Origin of the sequence: Rhodanobacter ginsengiterrae (assembly GCF_050026815.1) — a bacterium.
GTDB classification, from domain to species: Bacteria; Pseudomonadota; Gammaproteobacteria; order Xanthomonadales; family Rhodanobacteraceae; genus Rhodanobacter; species Rhodanobacter ginsengiterrae.
Genome location: NZ_JALBWO010000056.1, coordinates 102371 through 116720 on the forward strand (window position 1 = coordinate 102371; position 14350 = coordinate 116720).

Here is a 14350-nt window from a genome sequence, read left to right on the forward strand (position 1 = left end):
ATCCCCCGATGAGCATGAAACCCCGTCACTGGATCGTCGCCGCCACCGCGACGATCGCCCTTGCGGCCGTCGCGTGGTGGGCGCTGCAGACCGCGCCGCGCACGCTGGACGTAACGCAGGTCACCCGCGGTCCGCTGGTGCAGCGCTTCGAGGAAGAAGGGCGGACCCAGTTGCCGCGGCGCTGGACACTGTCCGCGCCGATCACCGGCACGCTGCGGCGCATCGACCTGCTGCAGGGCGATGCGGTGAAGGCCGGCCAGTTGGTGGCGACGATCGAGCCGCTGCAGGGCGCGCTGCTGGATCCGGCCAACCGGGCGCGGCTGCTGGCCGAGGAGCAGGCCGGACAGGCGTCCATGCAGGCGGCGCAGCAGCGCCTCGCCGCGGCGCAGGCGGACGCCCGGCTGGCCTCGCGCGAGGTGGGCCGCATGCGCACGTTGGGCGCATCCGGCGTGGTCAGCGTGGCCGCGCTCGACGAGGCCGAGGCGCGCGTGGCGCGGGCGCAGGCGGCGGCGTCCGCCGCGCTGGCCGAACAACGCGCCGCCGGACAGCAGCGCGCCGCGCTGAGCGCGTTGCTGGAAGGCCAGGGTCGCAGTGGCGGACAACAAATCGAATTGCGCGCGCCGATCGACGGCGTGCTGCTGCGTCGTTATCAGGAGAGCGCCATGCCGGTACAGGCCGGCCAGCCCCTTCTGGAGTTCGGCGACCTGGGCCAGTTGCAGGTGATGGTGCAGGCGTTGTCGCAACAGGCGATCGCGTTGCGGCCCGGCTCATCGGCGCGAATCCTTCGCTGGGGCGGCGAAGGTGCGCTGCCGGCGCGGGTAGCGCGGATCGAACCGGGCGGCTTTACCAAGGTATCGGCGCTGGGCGTGGAGGAGCAGCGCACGCAGGTCTGGCTGGACATCGTCGCGCCGCGCGCGCAATGGGCCCGGCTGGGCGATGGCTACCGGGTCGAAGTGGAGTTCGAGCTGGCGCGTCGACCCGACGTGCTGCAGGTGCCGTCCAGCGCGCTGTTCCGCGACGGCCGGCGCTGGGCGGCATATCGCGTGGACGGCGGTCGCGCACGCCTGACCGAGGTCAGCCCGGGCATGCAGGGCGATGGCTCGACGGAGATCCTGGCGGGCTTGCGCCAGGGCGACCGGGTGATCGCCTACCCGGACGACCGCCTGGCCGACGGCCTGCGCGTGCGCCCGCTGGCCGCGTCACCGTGACCGCGGGCATTCGCTGCGCTGGCGAGGCGGCAGCCGCGGGGCGGCCTGGAACGGAGCGCTACCCGGTCCAGGCCACGGTGATCGAGCTGAACGCCAGCCGACATCGGCTGGCGTTCGCGTCATCGCCACCCGCGGGAATGCGTTTGCGGAGACACATCCACGGCAAGGAGTGTTTCATGCATCGCATCACGTCCCGTCTCGTCATCGCCCCGCTGCTGCTGCTCGGCAGCGCTGTGCTCTCCGGTTGCATCGTGGCGGCCCCGCGCCCGGTCCGTCACGTGCGCGTGGTGACGCCGGTGCAGGTCGAACGTGTGCGCGTATGGGTGCCGGGCTACTGGGCCCCGCGGCATTTCTGGGTCGAGGGTCATTGGCGCTATCGCTGATCGCCCTCCGGCCGGCGGTTCCGGCCGTTCACGCCGGACGTCGGTGAACGCGCGCGGCTCCGGCCAGGACGAGCAGGTCGCCGCCGGTGCTGCTGCGCTGGCCGGCTGCTAGCCGGTATCGCGCCACTGTGTCCACTCCAACAGGGACACCGTCGGGTGGTACGCAAGCGCAGGGAGATTTGCCACACTCGACTCTTTGGCCGATGGGTCGCAATGCGCTCGAACGCTTTTGCCGCGGTGGGACTGGCGCTGACCTCGGCGCTGTTCTTCACGCTCACCTACGTGCTCAATCGCAGCCTGGTCGCTGGCGGCGGCCATTGGGCGTGGGCGGTGATCCTGCGCTACCTGTTCACCTTGCCGATGCTGGCCATGGTGCTGCCGTTCCAGGGCGGTCTGGGCGACTTGCCGGCCGAGTTGCGCCGGCATGCGCGGCCGTGGTTGCTGTGGAGCGGCGTGGGTTTCGTGCTGTTCGGCGTGCCGTTGACCTGGGCCGCGAACAGCGGGCCGTCGTGGTTGATCGCCGGCAGTTTTCAGTCCACCGTGCTGGCTGGGCCGTTGCTGGCGCCGCTGATCTATCGCGATGAACGACGACGGCTGGCCTGGCGTACGCTGGCGCTGGGCAGTCTGATCGTGGCCGGCGTGTTCGCCTTGCAATGGGGGCATGCGCGCGGCCAGTTGAGTTCGCGCGACTGGCTGGCGATCGGCGCCGTGGTGCTGTCGGCATTTGCCTATCCGCTGGGCAACCGCAAGCTGCTGCTGCACCTCGAACACGGCGACAGCCGGCTCAGTGCGGTGCAGCGGGTGTTCGGCATGACGCTGTGCAGCTGGCCGCTGTGGCTGGCCTTCGCGGCGATCGCCTGGTTCACGCTGGGCCCGCCGACGCTGCGCGAGGCGCTGCTGGCCGGCGGCGTGGCGCTGTCGTCCGGCACCATCGCCACCATCCTGTTTTTTCGCGCCACCGACATGGTGCGCAGCGAGCCGACCGCACTGGCCGCGGTGGAAGCGATGCAGGCCGCCGAACTGCTGTTCGCCAGCTTGCTCGGCGTGCTGTTCCTCGGCGAAGCCTGGCCGCGTGGCTACGCTCTGCTGGGTGCGCTGGCGATCATCGTCGGCATCGCGCTGTTCGGCTGGGTCAGCGGCCGTGGTGCGGCGGGCGACAACCAAGCCGTGCGCGCGCTGCGCAGCGATCGCAGTGCCTGAGTCCACGCACGATACGCGGTCGGCGCAGCCGCAGTTGCTGCCGATCACCCTATGCTTGCGTACCGCGACACTCCGCTGCCCAGGATGAGAACGATGCTGGACCCCACTGCGCCGCCGCTAGGCACAGAGCCTTCGGAAACGTCGCATATCCGCCACGGCACACCCGCCTTCCGGCAAACCAACCTCGCGCTGTTCGCCGCCGGCTTCGCCACCTTCGGCCTGCTGTATTGCGTGCAGCCGTTGATGCCGGAATTCAGCCGGCACTACGGGGTCAGCGAGGCGGGTGCAGCGATGTCGCTGTCCCTGACCACCGGCGTGCTGGCCTTCGCGATGCTGTTTGCCGGCGGGGTGTCCGATGCGTGGGGACGCAAATCGATCATGGTCGCCTCGCTGCTGGCCTCGGCGCTGCTGGTGCTGGTGACCGCGGTGATGCCGACCTGGACCGCGCTGCTGATCGTGCGCAGCCTGCTCGGGCTGACCCTGAGTGGCTTGCCCGCGGTGGCGATGACCTACGTCAGCGAGGAAATGCATCCGGAGTCGATTGGCCTGGGGATGGGCCTGTACATCAGCGGCAGCGCGGTGGGCGGGATGGGCGGGCGGCTTGTTTCCGGCGTGCTGGCCGACTTCCTCGGCTGGCGCGTGGGCGTGGCGACGGTCGGCGTGATCGGCATCGTGGCTGCGCTGATCTTCTGGCGCATGTTGCCGGCATCGCGGCATTTCGTGCGGCAACCGCTGCGCTGGCGCAGCCTGCTCGGCCGTTTCCGTGGCATCTTCCACGACCGCGGCCTGCCATGGTTGTTCGTCGAGGGCTTCCTGCTGCTTGGCGCGTTCGTCACCGTCTACAACTATCTCGGCTATCGCCTGCTGGCGCCGCCGTACAGCCTCAGCCAGACCGTGGTCGGGCTGATCTTCGGCATCTACCTGATCGGCACCTTCAGCTCGGCGTGGATGGGCCATCTGGCCGGCCAGCTGGGCCGACGCAAGGTGTTGTGGACGGCCTTGGCGCTGATGCTGCTGGGCGTGGCACTGACCATGGCGCAGCCGCTGTGGCTGGTGATGTCCGGCATCGTGGCGATCACCTTCGGCTTCTTCGGCGGCCATTCCATCGTCAGCAGCTGGGTCGGCCGCCGCGCCGGCGCGGCCAAGGCGCAGGCGGCGTCGGTGTACCTGTTCTGTTACTACATGGGCTCCAGCATCGCCGGCGCCAGCGGCGGCCTGTTCTACGCCGCGCACGGCTGGAACGGCGTCGCGCTGTTCGTCGGCGCGCTGGTGCTGGCCGGGCTGCTGATCGCGCTGTGGCTGTTCCGCCTGGCGCCGCTGGTCAACGTGGCGACACCGCCTGCGCCGATGAGCAGGGGCGCGATGCCGTAGCGCAGGGGCAGAGGGCAGAAGCGCAGGCGCCGTGCTCCTCCCTCTGCTGGCAGGGGGAGGCTGGCGACCATAGGGAGTCCTTCAGGTGAGGGGGTGTTTTTGATCTTCCTGACTGGCTTGAAGAGCGAACCCCACCCCAACCCTCCGCAGGGGAGGGGGCAGAAGCGCGGGCACGGTGCTCAGCGGGCGGCGGGTTTCAGCATGTCTTTCACGGCGTCGTAGTCGCCGTCGTTCGCGGCGGGCGGCACGCCGAGCAGGTGGGTCATCAGCGGATAGACGTCCACATTGGGGAAGGCCGGGACCCGCGCGCCGACGCGGAACGCCGGGCCGTGCGCCACGAAGATCGCCTGCATCAGCGGCTCGGCATTGTCGAAACCGTGGTCGCCCAGGTTCACCTCGCCCTTGCGCCTGGCGGCGTTTTCCGTGGTGGTGATGCGCCAGTGCACGTTGGCCAGGCACAGCAGTTGCGGCACGCGGGCATTGCGGCCGTAGGCCAGCCGTGCCGGCACACGGGTCTTGTCCCAGCACTGCATGTGCTGCTGCGGTTGTTCCAGGGTCTGCTCGACCTTGCGGAAATCGGCGCGCGCCGCGGCGCTGTCCGACTTCGGGTTGAACCCGGCCAGGATGCCCAGGCTGACCCTCTGCACCCGGCCCAGCGGAATCAACTGGTCGATCATCACGTTGTGCGCTTCCGGCACGCTGGCCATGCCGTGGTCGGACACCACGATCAGGTTGATCCGTTCGAACAGCCCGCGCTGCTGCAGCCCCTGCACCAGCTGCGCCATGGCAGTGTCGGTTTCGCGCAGCGCAGCGTCCACTTGCGGCGTATCCGGGCCATAGGTATGGCCGGCGTGATCGACCCCGTCGAAGTACAAGGTCAGGAAGGCGGGGCGTTCGGCGGCGGGCAGGTCCAGCCACGCCAGCACCTGGTCGACCCGTTGCGCCGGCGTCAGCTTGCCGTCGTACGCCAGCCAGTAATCGGGGCGCTGGCCGTGGATGTCGGCCTCCGAGCCGGGCCAGAACATGGTGGCGGTGCGCAGCCCGCGCTGGTCGGCGGTTTCCCAGATCGGCGTGCCCCCGGCCCACCAGCGGCCATCGCTGACCGCGGTGCGGCTGCTCAGCGAAAACTTGCCCAGCCTGGCGTCGAACATCGTGTTGTTGACCACGCCGTGGTGATCGGGGGTGAGGCCGGTGACCAGGGTGTAGTGGTTCGGAAACGTCAGCGACGGAAACGAAGGCTGCATCGATGCCGCCTGCACGCCGCCGCGGGCAAGCATCGCCAGGGTCGGACTGAGTCCGCGCTGCATGTAGTCGTGGCGGTAGCCATCGATCGAGATCAGCAGCAGTGGAACGGCTGGGCCGGATGGGGCGGCGGCGGGCGGGGTGCTGGCGGACGGCGGGATGGGGCGTTGCGAGGCACAACCGAAACTGAATGCCGCCAGGGAACAAAGCAGCACGCGAAACAGGATTTTCATACGAACAACCTTACGATGCATTGAAATCAGCCGCCCATGATCGCGCACACTTATGACCAAGACACGCACTGTTTGGCACTATCCGGTGAAGCGCCTGCTGCTGGCCGGCTCGTTCGTGCTTGCGCCGCTGGGCACGGCGGCGGCCTGGCAGTCCACCACCCAGCCGGCGATCCGGCCGGTGCCGCCCAGCGTGCAGTTCCAGCAGGCCGCGCAGCAGCAGAAGGTACGCGACGATTTGCAGCAGAGCCAGTTGCAGCAGCAATTGCACAACGCCGTGTCCGAGACGGCCAAGCGCCCGTCGGCGAATGACACGCGCAGCCAGGATCAGCTCGACAAGGCCCGGCAGGCGCAGCGCGAACGCGATCGTGCCGCACAGCAGGATCTGCTCGATCGCGAGCGCGATGCGCAGCCCTTGCCGCGCGTGGTGCCGAAGGCGTTGCCGACTTCGTCGCAGGGCGGCGGCTAGTCAGCTCTCGCGTGGCGCCGGCGCGACTGCAGCCGCCGACGCCATCAACCAAACAGGTCGCCGTGCACGCGGCGCCGTTCCAGATCCAGCAGGTAGCGCTTGGTCGGCAGGCCGCCGCCGAAACCGGTGAGGCTGCCGTCGGCGCCGATCACGCGATGACAGGGCAACACGATCGGCAACGGGTTGCGTCCATTCGCGGCACCTACGGCACGCACCGCCAGCGGCTGGTCGATGCGACGCGCCAGCTCGCCGTAGCTGATCGTGACGCCGTACGGGATCCGGCCCAGCTCCTGCCACACCGCCAGCTGGAACGACGTGCCCAGCGGATGCAGCGGCAGCTCGAAGTGCTGACGTTCGCCGGCGAAATATTCCTCCAGCTGCACGCGGGCGAATTGCAACGGAGCGGCCGCACGGACCCAGCCCGGGTGCAGCTGCTTCGGATGCCGTTCGCGCTCGAACCAGATCTGGCGCAGGCCGTGCACGTCCGCGACCAGCCGCAGCGTGCCGACCGGGCTGTCCATTTCGTCGTAGCAGATCGTGTCGGGTCGTTCGGTCATTTACTCATCTCCGCTTTGCGCTGGCGCGATGGCGGCGGCGCGTCCGCTGCATTGCGCCACAAATGCATCACCGCATACGCACGCCACGGTCGCCACGCTTCGGCCTGCGCGGTCAACGCACGCGTGTCGAGCGGCGTGGCTGCCGTGGTCGCCTCGCGGCGCAGGATCAAGTCGGCCGCGGGGAATGCATCCGGGTCGCCGAGCGCGCGCATCGCGATGTAATGCGCGGTCCAGGCGCCGATGCCGGGCAGCGCCACCCAGCGCGCGACGAACTCGTCCAGCGATTGCCCGGCGCGGAAATCCACGCGGCCGTCCAGCATCGCGCGCGCCACGCCGTTGATCGTCGCCGCGCGGGCACCGGTCACGCCGATCTCGCGCAGGTCCGCGGCGGCGAGCACCGCCGCCGTCGGAAACAGGCGCTCCAGCCCCGGCAGCGGCGCCGACGGCAACGGCTCGCCCCAGCGCAGCACGATGCGCGTGGCCAGCGTGCGCGCCGCCGCCACGCTGATCTGCTGGCCGAGGATCGCGCGTACCGCGATCTCGAAACCGTCCCAGCCGCCGGGCAGGCGCAATCCCGGCAGGCGCTGGCGCAGCGGGCCGAGGATCGGGTCATGGCGAAACGTGTCGGTGATCGCCTGCGGGTTCGCGTCGAGGTCGAACATCCGCCGCAGCGTGGTCACCACGCCGAGAATCTGCGTCGGTTGCGGGCACACCAGTTCCAGCTGCAACGCGTGCTCGCCACCGGGCCAGGCGCGCAGCCGCAGCCAGCCCGGCGTGTGCGCCGGACCGAACACGCGCGCGTACGCGTGCTCGTCGACCAGCTCCACGCCCGGCAGCGCACGCGTGCGCAGGAACGCGAGCACGGCGTCGAACGCATACGGCGGTCGGTAGCCAAGTCGCAACAGCAGCGGCGCACCGGCCACCGCACGCGGATGCCGGCGCAGTTCGCGCGGCGCCATCCGGTTCGCCTGGGCGAACGCCGCGTTGAAGCGGCGCAGGCTGCCAAAGCCTGCGGCCAGCGCCACTTCGGTCACCGGCAGCGCGGTCTCGGTCAGCAGCTGCTTGGCGAACAGCAGCCGGCGCGTCGTGTGCACGCTGATCGGCGGTGCGCCGACGTGGTCGACGAACAGCCGGCGCAATTGCCGTGCGCCGATGCCGACGCACATCGCCAACGCGTCCAGCGACTGCTCCGCCAGCGCGCCCGCCTCGATCAATTTCAACGCATGCGCCACCAGCCGGTTGCCGCGCGGCCACTCGTCATGGCCGGGCGCCAGTTCCGGGCGGCAACGCAGGCACGGCCGGTAACCGGCGGCTTCCGCTGCCGCCGCGTTCGCGAAATAGCGCACGTTCGCGCGCTTCGCCGCCGGCGCCGGGCAGACCGGGCGGCAATAGATGCCGGTGCTGCTCACTGCCGTGAAGAACAGCCCGTCGAAGCGCGCGTCGCGGCTGCGCCGGGCCTGTTCGCAGACATGGGGGGCGGGCAGGGCAGGGGCCGTGGACGGGTTCATGGCCGCAGGCTAGCACCGCTGCGGCAGCCTGACTCGCCGTTTTCGGACATCAATGCCGGATGACGGGAAGCTCCGCCACGCTGTTGCCCGGACACAATTCCACGCGAGCGGCGCGGAACGCCGCGGCCTCCGCTTCGCTGGCGGCCTTGCCGTGGTCACCGGCGTCGAACGCGACGCGCCACGCACCGTCCGTCGCGTGACGCCATGTCGTCGCGAATCGGCCGATCGTGTAACGCCGCTTCGCGCCGGCGGCCAGGTTCTCGAACAGGTACGGGCCGCTGGAATACGCCAGCTTGCCGTCGCTGCTCGTCACCACTTGCTGCGGATACCAGTCCAGCCGCACGGACTTCCCCGCAATCATCGCCGACCAGTGCTGCAGGATCGCCGCGCGCCCGCGGGTCGGCTGTGGCGCGTTCGCATCGAAGATCGCGTCGGCCATCAGGTACCCGGCAAACGCTGCCGCATCGTGCTGCTGCACGCTCCGCGCGAACGACAACTCGCGCTGCCACACCGCGCATGCCGGCGTGGCGGCCTGCGCCACCACCGGGCTGACGACGCACGCCAGCAACAGCCACCCACCGCAACGCCATGCCATCGACCTGCTCCCTGCGGATCATCCACCGGCGCAGGATTCCCCCCGGCCGGCTGCGCGACCAGTGCAGGAAGGCAGGGGTGGCGCGGCAAGCGGTGCGAAACACCGCGACAACGGCGGCGTGCGCAGTATGATCGCCAACGTTCGCCTGGCCTGGGGGAGGCCTGCATGACATCATTGCAACGCGGTTTGCTGATCACCGCGCTGGTCCTGCTGGGCCTGGGCGAATGGGTCTGGACTGCGCTCAAGATGCAGTCGCAGGTCAGCCAGATGGTGCATGTGCAGGCGGTGAAACAAGCCCGGACGCATCCGCTGCCCAGTCACGCGTTCAGTCGCGAGCAGGGCTATGCCTTCATCGCCCGGATGAAGCAGGCCGAGGCGATCGCCGATCCGCTGCAGCGTTGCCTGGCCTATCCCGATCCGCCGGACAGCCACTGGTCCCGCGACACGGTGGTGGCGTATTGCCACTACCGCCTGCAACCGTTGCTCACATTCGCCCAGGCGCAGTCGCTGATCCAGCACGGCCAGGCCGCCGAGCTGGATCGCCGCCTGGCCGCCGCGTTGCACGCGCAGCAGACCGACCCGGCCGCGCGCGGGCTGCTCGACCGGATCTACCAGGAAGCGTTCGACGACGGCTCGTTCGATATCCGCCCCACGCTGGACGCATGGAAGCGCGATGCGCCGAACAGCGCGTTCGCGTTCGCCGCCAGCGGCACCGCCTACGTCGCGATGGCCGCCGATGCGCGCGGCAGCGGCTACCTGAGCGACACGCCGGACAGCCAGATACAGGCGATGCACAACTTGCTCGCGCAAGCCGACAGCGACCTGCGCCGTGCCATTGCGCTGAACCCGAAGATGCCGCCCGCACACGCCGCGCTGATCCACGCCGATGGACTGGGCAGTGGGCGCGGCCAAGTCGACGCGGCGATCCGCGACGCGCTGGCCGCGGTTCCGGACGACTACGCCATCTACCTCACCGCGATGTGGACGCGCCAGCCGAACTGGGGCGGCTCGCTGGATGCGATGGACCGGCTCGCTGCCCGGGCGCAAGCGCAGGCGCCGGGGAATCCGCTGATGAAGATGCTGGTGTCGGAGCGGCCGTTCTACGTCGTCTGGCGTTGCGATTGCACCCAGGCGGCCGAGATGGCGGCGTACCCGGACGCGGCGGACCAGCTACCCAACAGCAGCAACCTGTCCTCGATCGGCAAGCTGGCCAGCGACTATCGCAACCAGACCATGTCGCTGATCTATCAGTCCGAAGCGCTGCGCTTCACGCCCGGCGATGAGGATGCGCGCGTCAATCGCGCGTTTGCCCTGGTCGACTACGACGAATCGGCGTGGGCCGTGGCCGACCTCAGCCAGCTGCTGGGCAAATCGCCCGACAACAGGAAGGCGCGCGACGCCCGCGCCTACGCCTACGAAATGCTGGGCGACTACCGGCATGCCGAGCAGGATCTGCGCCAGCTGCTGGCGATGGACCCGCGCGACATGCGCACGCTGTCCAAGCTGGGCGACCTGTTCGTCAACTGGGAAAAGAACTGGGACCAGGGCTGGACCGTGGCCGACCAGTTGCTCCGCGAGCAGCCGCAGGCGCCTTACGGCCTGCTGCTGCGCGCCAGCATCCAGCAACAGCAGCCGCGCGCCGGGCTGGACGCCACCGTCGATCAACTGCAGGCGCAGTTCGGCAAGGACCCGCAGATGGCCAAGATGCTCGTGCGCATGCGCGCAGCGGTGGCGTTGCGCAAGCACACCGGCATCGACGCGCGGCGCAGCGCGCCCTGAGCCGGCTTCGTCGGGCGCCGTCGCCCGCGCGAGCGCGCTGAACGAGGCGGCAGGCATTACCGACAATATTTCAGTGGCCGGGCTAAGCTGCACGGCATGAATACGTACACCAGCCAGCAACTGATACCCGATCGAACGGTGGCCAACGACGTCAAGCGGATCGGTCGGCTGGGCTCCGTGCCGACGATCCTGCAGACCGTCGCGCACACCACCGGCATGCGTTTTGCCGTCATCGCCCGCGTCACCGACACCAGCTGGACGGCCTGCGCCGTGCACGACATGATCAATTTCGGGCTGAAGCCCGGTGGCGAGCTGGTGCTGAATACCACCATCTGCAACGAGATCCGCCAGCACCATCAGCCGGTGATCTTCGGGCAGGCCAGCACACACCCGCAATTTTCAACGCACCCGGTGCCCAGGCAATACGGTTTCGAAAGCTTCGTCTCGATTCCGATCTTCCTGGGCGACGGCGAATTCTTCGGCACCTTGTGCGCGCTCGACCCGCTGCCGGCCAAGCTGGACGATCCGCACGTGATCAAGACCCTGCAGCTGTTCACCAAGCTGATCGCCGCCGAGCTGAAGCACGAGGAGCAGCGCGAGCTCAACGCCAGCGCACTGCACGATGCGCGCGAGTCGGCGAAGCTGCGCGAGCAGTTCATCGCCGTGCTCGGGCACGATCTGCGCAGCCCGCTCAGCGCAATCCAGATTGGCGCCGACCTGTTGCAGTCCAAGCCGATGGATGCCGGTTCCGGGCGCATCGTCAAGCACATCCAGCGCAGTGGCGAGCGCATGGCGGAAATGATCGAGAACATCCTCGACTTCGCGCGGGGCCGGCTGGGCGGCGGCATCCCGGTGAACCTGCAGTCGCAGGGCGACCTCGCGGCGGAACTGCAGCACGTGATCGAGGAAGTGCGCGGAAGCTACCCCGAGCGGGAGATCCAGGCCAGCATGGCGATCGGGCATGCGGTCACCGCCGATTCGCGGCGCATCGGGCAGCTGCTCGCCAACCTGCTCAACAACGCCGTGGCCCACGGCGCGGTCGATCAGCCGGTAGTTGTCGCGGCACATTGCGATGGGCAGGTGTTCGAGCTGTCCGTCACCAACGGCGGTCAGCCGATTCCGCAGGGCAAGATCGGGCGCCTGTTCCAGCCGTTTTCGCGCGCCGCGGACGCATCCCCGCAACCCGGTCTCGGGCTCGGGCTCTACATCGCCTCCGAAGTGGCCAAGGCGCACGGTGGCAGCCTGACTGTCTCGTCGACCGCCGCGCAGACCCGCTTCGTCTTCACCATGCCGCTCAGCCCGGGCTGAGCTCCGGCGGGTCGATCAGTTCGACCTGGCCTGTTCCAGCGCATTCAGCAGCGCGTCCAGCCGGAACGGCTTTTGCAGCACGGCGCAGCTTGCATAGGCCGCCGGCAGTTCATCGGCGCGCAGTCCGGTCAGCACGCAGGTCGGCACTTGCCGCGCGTTCAGCGATGTCAGCAGGGTTTCGGTGGTGGTCGTGGCCAGCCGGTAGTCGATCAGCGCGATGTCCGGCTGCGATGTCGCCAGCAGCTGGCAGGCCTGTTCCAGCGTGGCGACCGGACCCAGCACGCGGTACTGCCTCGACTCGAGGGCGATTTCCAGCGTCACTGAAATCAGCATGTCGTCTTCGACCACCATCACCTGTGGCCAATCGGATGGGGCGGCAGTCACGGGCTGTCGCTCAGTGGAATGTGCATGGCATTGATCCGGGGGAGTGGAGGGCGAGCTGCGGTGGCTTTCTGCAGAAGCGGCATGACGGGGGAACCTCGAGCAGTCGGCGTACGGAGTGCGGGATCTGGTCGTGCCCGGCGCGTTGCCGGCGATGCGTGGCTGCACCCTGGCATCGGTGACGTGCCGAGCGCGTGACAGCACGGAGCCCATCACCCGCGCTGCGGCGAACGCGAAGCGCGCATTGCCGGGGCGTGAGTCGTTCACGGCGTGCGTTCCGCAGGCCCGCTGTTCAACAGCGCACCGGCCACCGCCTGCAGCAGGCTGCGGCGATCGTACGGCTTGGGCAGGAAGGCCACCTTGTCGGGAAAGTGGGCGAAGCTGTCGCGTGGATCACCGGAGATCAGCACGATCCGCAGCGGTCGGTTCAGCCTGGCGCGCTGCGCCAGATCGATCCCGTCGATTCCGCCCGACATGTGGATGTCGCTCAGCAGCAGCTCGATACTGGCGTCGTGCAACAGGATCTTCAGCGCCTCGGTGCCGTCGCTGGCGGTAAGCACGCGATAGCCCTCGGCCTCCAGCACCATGGCGGTGACCTCGCGGGCGCTGCGGTCGTCCTCGGCCAGCAGGATGGTCTGATTCTGCACGCGGGTCATGTTCGATCTCGGCAGATGATGTCTGACGATCGCCCGTGCCGCGTACACGGGCAGTGAGGATCGATTGTGCCTATGCTGTATTTCCCCGGGCTGTGTTCCCCGGTGGGCCACGAGCCATGAACGAACTTGAGCGTTATCGGCAGTTGATCGGGTTCTCCCCGGATGGCGTGCACGAGCTCGACGTGCACGGCCGGATCGTGCGCATGAACGACAGCGGCCGTGCCGTGCTGTGCATCGGCGACCCGGCCGCGGCGATCGGCCAGCCGTTCGTCGCGTTCTGGCCGGCGCAGGCCGCCACCACCATCGAGTCCGCGCTGGCCGGCGCGCGCCAGGGAAAGTCGGTGCAATTCACCCAGGCGCTGCCATCGGCCAGCGGCGAGGAGCGCTGGTGGCTGGTCAGCGTGCATCCGTACCTGGATGCGCAGCAGGTCGACGGCATGGCGGTGATCAGCCATGACATCACCGAGCGGGTCAAGGCGAGGCTGGCGCTGGACATGGTCATCCACCGCCTGCACAGCCGGCTCAGCCACCGCGAGCTGGCCGGCGAATTCGATGTCGTCCGCAACGAGGCGCTGGCGCGCAAACTGGCTCGCGCACGGGTGTTCCAGAAGCAGGTGGTCGATCGTGCCGAGTCGTTGCGGCTGCGGCTTGGCCTGGCCAGCGCCGCGCAGGCCGTGGCCGAACAGGCCTCGCAGCAGGCGCAGAAGAACGAGGCCATCGGCCAGCTGGTGGCAGGCCTCTCGCATGACTTCGCCAACATGCTGCAGATCGCCATCGTGGCGCTCAGCAGCATCCTGGACGACCCGGCCAACCTCAGCGACAGCCAGCGCCGCCTGCTCGGCTACGGCATGGACGGCGTGCGGCAAGCCGCGTTGCTGGCCAAGCGGCTGCTGGCCTTTGCCCGGGTCCATCGGTACACGGCCGAGCCGGTCGAGCTGGTCGGAATCATCCGCGACATCGAAGGCTTCGCCCGCCACAGCCTGGGCGCGGGCGTGGATTTCCAGGTCGAGTGCGGCCACGCCGAACTGCCCACCCTGGGCGACCGCCATTCCATCGAGCAGGCCTTCATCAACCTGTGCATCAACGCGCGCGATGCCTGCAAGGGGCAGGGCACGATCCGCGTTCACCTGGGCGAGCTGGTGGTCGGCGAGGCCGAAGACAGCACGCTGCGGCCGGCGGGTGATTACGTCACGCTTGCGGTCACCGACAACGGCAGCGGCATGGACGAGGCGGTGCGCGAGCGCCTGTTCGAGCCCTACTTCACCACCAAGGTCGAAGGTGTCGGCACCGGCCTGGGTCTTGCCCAGGTGCACGGTGTGGTGCGTCAGGCCGGCGGTTTTGTCGACGTGGATTCCGCGCCCGGCCGCGGCACCACCATGACCCTGGCTTTCCCGCGCCTGCGCCTGCCGGCGCCCGACTAGCGCGCCGGCGACGGGCTAGCCCCGCGCGGGCGCTGACCTATA

Annotated in this window: 14 protein-coding genes; 8 read left to right on the forward strand and 6 right to left on the reverse strand. The window is 69.1% G+C overall.

Features of this window, described 5'->3' with window-relative positions; genetic code table 11:
- Window positions 1–8: 8 nt before the first annotated feature.
- The 4 genes from ACQGNJ_RS13305 (at window position 9) to ACQGNJ_RS13320 (ending at window position 4162) form a co-directional block, all read left to right on the forward strand.
- A complete protein-coding gene (locus ACQGNJ_RS13305) occupies window positions 9–1208 on the forward strand; it encodes an efflux RND transporter periplasmic adaptor subunit (RefSeq protein ID WP_426689731.1) in 1200 nt (399 codons plus the stop codon).
- A 176-nt stretch (window positions 1209–1384) separates the two neighbouring features.
- Window positions 1385–1591: a hypothetical protein gene (locus ACQGNJ_RS13310; protein ID WP_426689732.1), complete on the forward strand. Its 207-nt coding sequence runs from the start codon at window positions 1385–1387 to the stop codon at window positions 1589–1591.
- Between the two features lie 213 nt (window positions 1592–1804).
- Entirely contained in the window at window positions 1805–2791 is a 987-nt protein-coding gene (locus tag ACQGNJ_RS13315; RefSeq protein WP_426689733.1) for a DMT family transporter, read from the forward strand.
- Window positions 2792–2884: 93 nt separating this feature from the next.
- Window positions 2885–4162, forward strand: coding sequence for an MFS transporter (locus ACQGNJ_RS13320; RefSeq protein WP_426689734.1), 1278 nt, complete (start codon window positions 2885–2887; stop codon window positions 4160–4162).
- A gap of 179 nt (window positions 4163–4341) precedes the next feature.
- On the opposite strand, the gene ACQGNJ_RS13325 is transcribed toward ACQGNJ_RS13320, so the two are convergent.
- Window positions 4342–5637: an alkaline phosphatase family protein gene (locus ACQGNJ_RS13325; RefSeq protein ID WP_426689735.1), complete on the reverse strand. Its 1296-nt coding sequence runs from the start codon at window positions 5635–5637 to the stop codon at window positions 4342–4344.
- A 52-nt stretch (window positions 5638–5689) separates the two neighbouring features.
- On the opposite strand from ACQGNJ_RS13325, the gene ACQGNJ_RS13330 reads away from it, so the two are divergent.
- Entirely contained in the window at window positions 5690–6103 is a 414-nt protein-coding gene (locus ACQGNJ_RS13330) for a hypothetical protein (protein WP_426689736.1), read from the forward strand.
- Between the two features lie 44 nt (window positions 6104–6147).
- On the opposite strand, the gene ACQGNJ_RS13335 is transcribed toward ACQGNJ_RS13330, so the two are convergent.
- The 3 genes from ACQGNJ_RS13335 to ACQGNJ_RS13345 are packed head-to-tail and all read right to left on the reverse strand — an operon-like array spanning window position 6148 to window position 8763.
- The gene (locus ACQGNJ_RS13335; RefSeq protein WP_426689737.1) at window positions 6148–6660 is read right to left on the reverse strand and encodes a methylated-DNA--[protein]-cysteine S-methyltransferase; all 513 of its coding nucleotides are present in this window, start codon (window positions 6658–6660) and stop codon (window positions 6148–6150) included.
- Window positions 6657–8168 carry a DNA-3-methyladenine glycosylase 2 family protein gene (locus ACQGNJ_RS13340; RefSeq protein ID WP_426689738.1) on the reverse strand — a complete coding sequence of 504 codons (1512 nt, stop codon included), beginning with the start codon at window positions 8166–8168 and terminating at the stop codon, window positions 6657–6659. The genes ACQGNJ_RS13335 and ACQGNJ_RS13340 overlap by 4 nt, the downstream gene beginning before the upstream one ends.
- Before the next feature lie 49 nt (window positions 8169–8217).
- The gene (locus ACQGNJ_RS13345; RefSeq protein ID WP_426689739.1) at window positions 8218–8763 is read right to left on the reverse strand and encodes a YybH family protein; all 546 of its coding nucleotides are present in this window, start codon (window positions 8761–8763) and stop codon (window positions 8218–8220) included.
- A 165-nt stretch (window positions 8764–8928) separates the two neighbouring features.
- Here ACQGNJ_RS13345 and ACQGNJ_RS13350 point away from each other — a divergent pair, with 165 nt between their 5' ends.
- Window positions 8929–10542 (forward strand): tetratricopeptide repeat protein, encoded by a 1614-nt coding sequence (locus tag ACQGNJ_RS13350; RefSeq protein ID WP_426689740.1) that lies wholly within the window; start codon window positions 8929–8931, stop codon window positions 10540–10542.
- Between the two features lie 96 nt (window positions 10543–10638).
- On the forward strand, window positions 10639–11850 hold the full coding sequence (locus ACQGNJ_RS13355) for a GAF domain-containing sensor histidine kinase (protein WP_426689741.1): 1212 nt from the start codon (window positions 10639–10641) through the stop codon (window positions 11848–11850).
- Between the two features lie 15 nt (window positions 11851–11865).
- Here the strand turns inward: ACQGNJ_RS13355 and ACQGNJ_RS13360 are convergent, their stop codons facing one another.
- Window positions 11866–12234, reverse strand: a complete 369-nt coding sequence (locus ACQGNJ_RS13360; protein WP_426689742.1) for a response regulator — start codon at window positions 12232–12234, stop codon at window positions 11866–11868.
- A gap of 260 nt (window positions 12235–12494) precedes the next feature.
- Window positions 12495–12887, reverse strand: coding sequence for a response regulator (locus ACQGNJ_RS13365; RefSeq protein WP_426689743.1), 393 nt, complete (start codon window positions 12885–12887; stop codon window positions 12495–12497).
- Window positions 12888–13003: 116 nt separating this feature from the next.
- On the opposite strand from ACQGNJ_RS13365, the gene ACQGNJ_RS13370 reads away from it, so the two are divergent.
- Window positions 13004–14308 (forward strand): two-component system sensor histidine kinase NtrB, encoded by a 1305-nt coding sequence (locus tag ACQGNJ_RS13370; protein ID WP_426689744.1) that lies wholly within the window; start codon window positions 13004–13006, stop codon window positions 14306–14308.
- Window positions 14309–14350 lie beyond the last annotated feature (42 nt).

Bases quoted from the DNA above. Each gene is read 5' to 3' on its own strand.
- ACQGNJ_RS13370 (WP_426689744.1), top strand. From the start codon at position 13,004: ATGAACGAACTTGAGCGTTATCGGCAGTTGATCGGGTTCTCCCCGGAT.
- ACQGNJ_RS13330 (WP_426689736.1), top strand. From the start codon at position 5,690: ATGACCAAGACACGCACTGTTTGGCACTATCCGGTGAAGCGCCTGCTG.
- ACQGNJ_RS13325 (WP_426689735.1), bottom strand. From the start codon at position 5,637: ATGAAAATCCTGTTTCGCGTGCTGCTTTGTTCCCTGGCGGCATTCAGT.
- ACQGNJ_RS13305 (WP_426689731.1), top strand. From the start codon at position 9: ATGAGCATGAAACCCCGTCACTGGATCGTCGCCGCCACCGCGACGATC.
- ACQGNJ_RS13355 (WP_426689741.1), top strand. From the start codon at position 10,639: ATGAATACGTACACCAGCCAGCAACTGATACCCGATCGAACGGTGGCC.
- ACQGNJ_RS13350 (WP_426689740.1), top strand. From the start codon at position 8,929: ATGACATCATTGCAACGCGGTTTGCTGATCACCGCGCTGGTCCTGCTG.
- ACQGNJ_RS13310 (WP_426689732.1), top strand. From the start codon at position 1,385: ATGCATCGCATCACGTCCCGTCTCGTCATCGCCCCGCTGCTGCTGCTC.
- ACQGNJ_RS13365 (WP_426689743.1), bottom strand. From the start codon at position 12,887: ATGACCCGCGTGCAGAATCAGACCATCCTGCTGGCCGAGGACGACCGC.
- ACQGNJ_RS13335 (WP_426689737.1), bottom strand. From the start codon at position 6,660: ATGACCGAACGACCCGACACGATCTGCTACGACGAAATGGACAGCCCG.
- ACQGNJ_RS13320 (WP_426689734.1), top strand. From the start codon at position 2,885: ATGCTGGACCCCACTGCGCCGCCGCTAGGCACAGAGCCTTCGGAAACG.
- ACQGNJ_RS13340 (WP_426689738.1), bottom strand. From the start codon at position 8,168: ATGAACCCGTCCACGGCCCCTGCCCTGCCCGCCCCCCATGTCTGCGAA.
- ACQGNJ_RS13315 (WP_426689733.1), top strand. From the start codon at position 1,805: ATGCGCTCGAACGCTTTTGCCGCGGTGGGACTGGCGCTGACCTCGGCG.
- ACQGNJ_RS13345 (WP_426689739.1), bottom strand. From the start codon at position 8,763: ATGGCATGGCGTTGCGGTGGGTGGCTGTTGCTGGCGTGCGTCGTCAGC.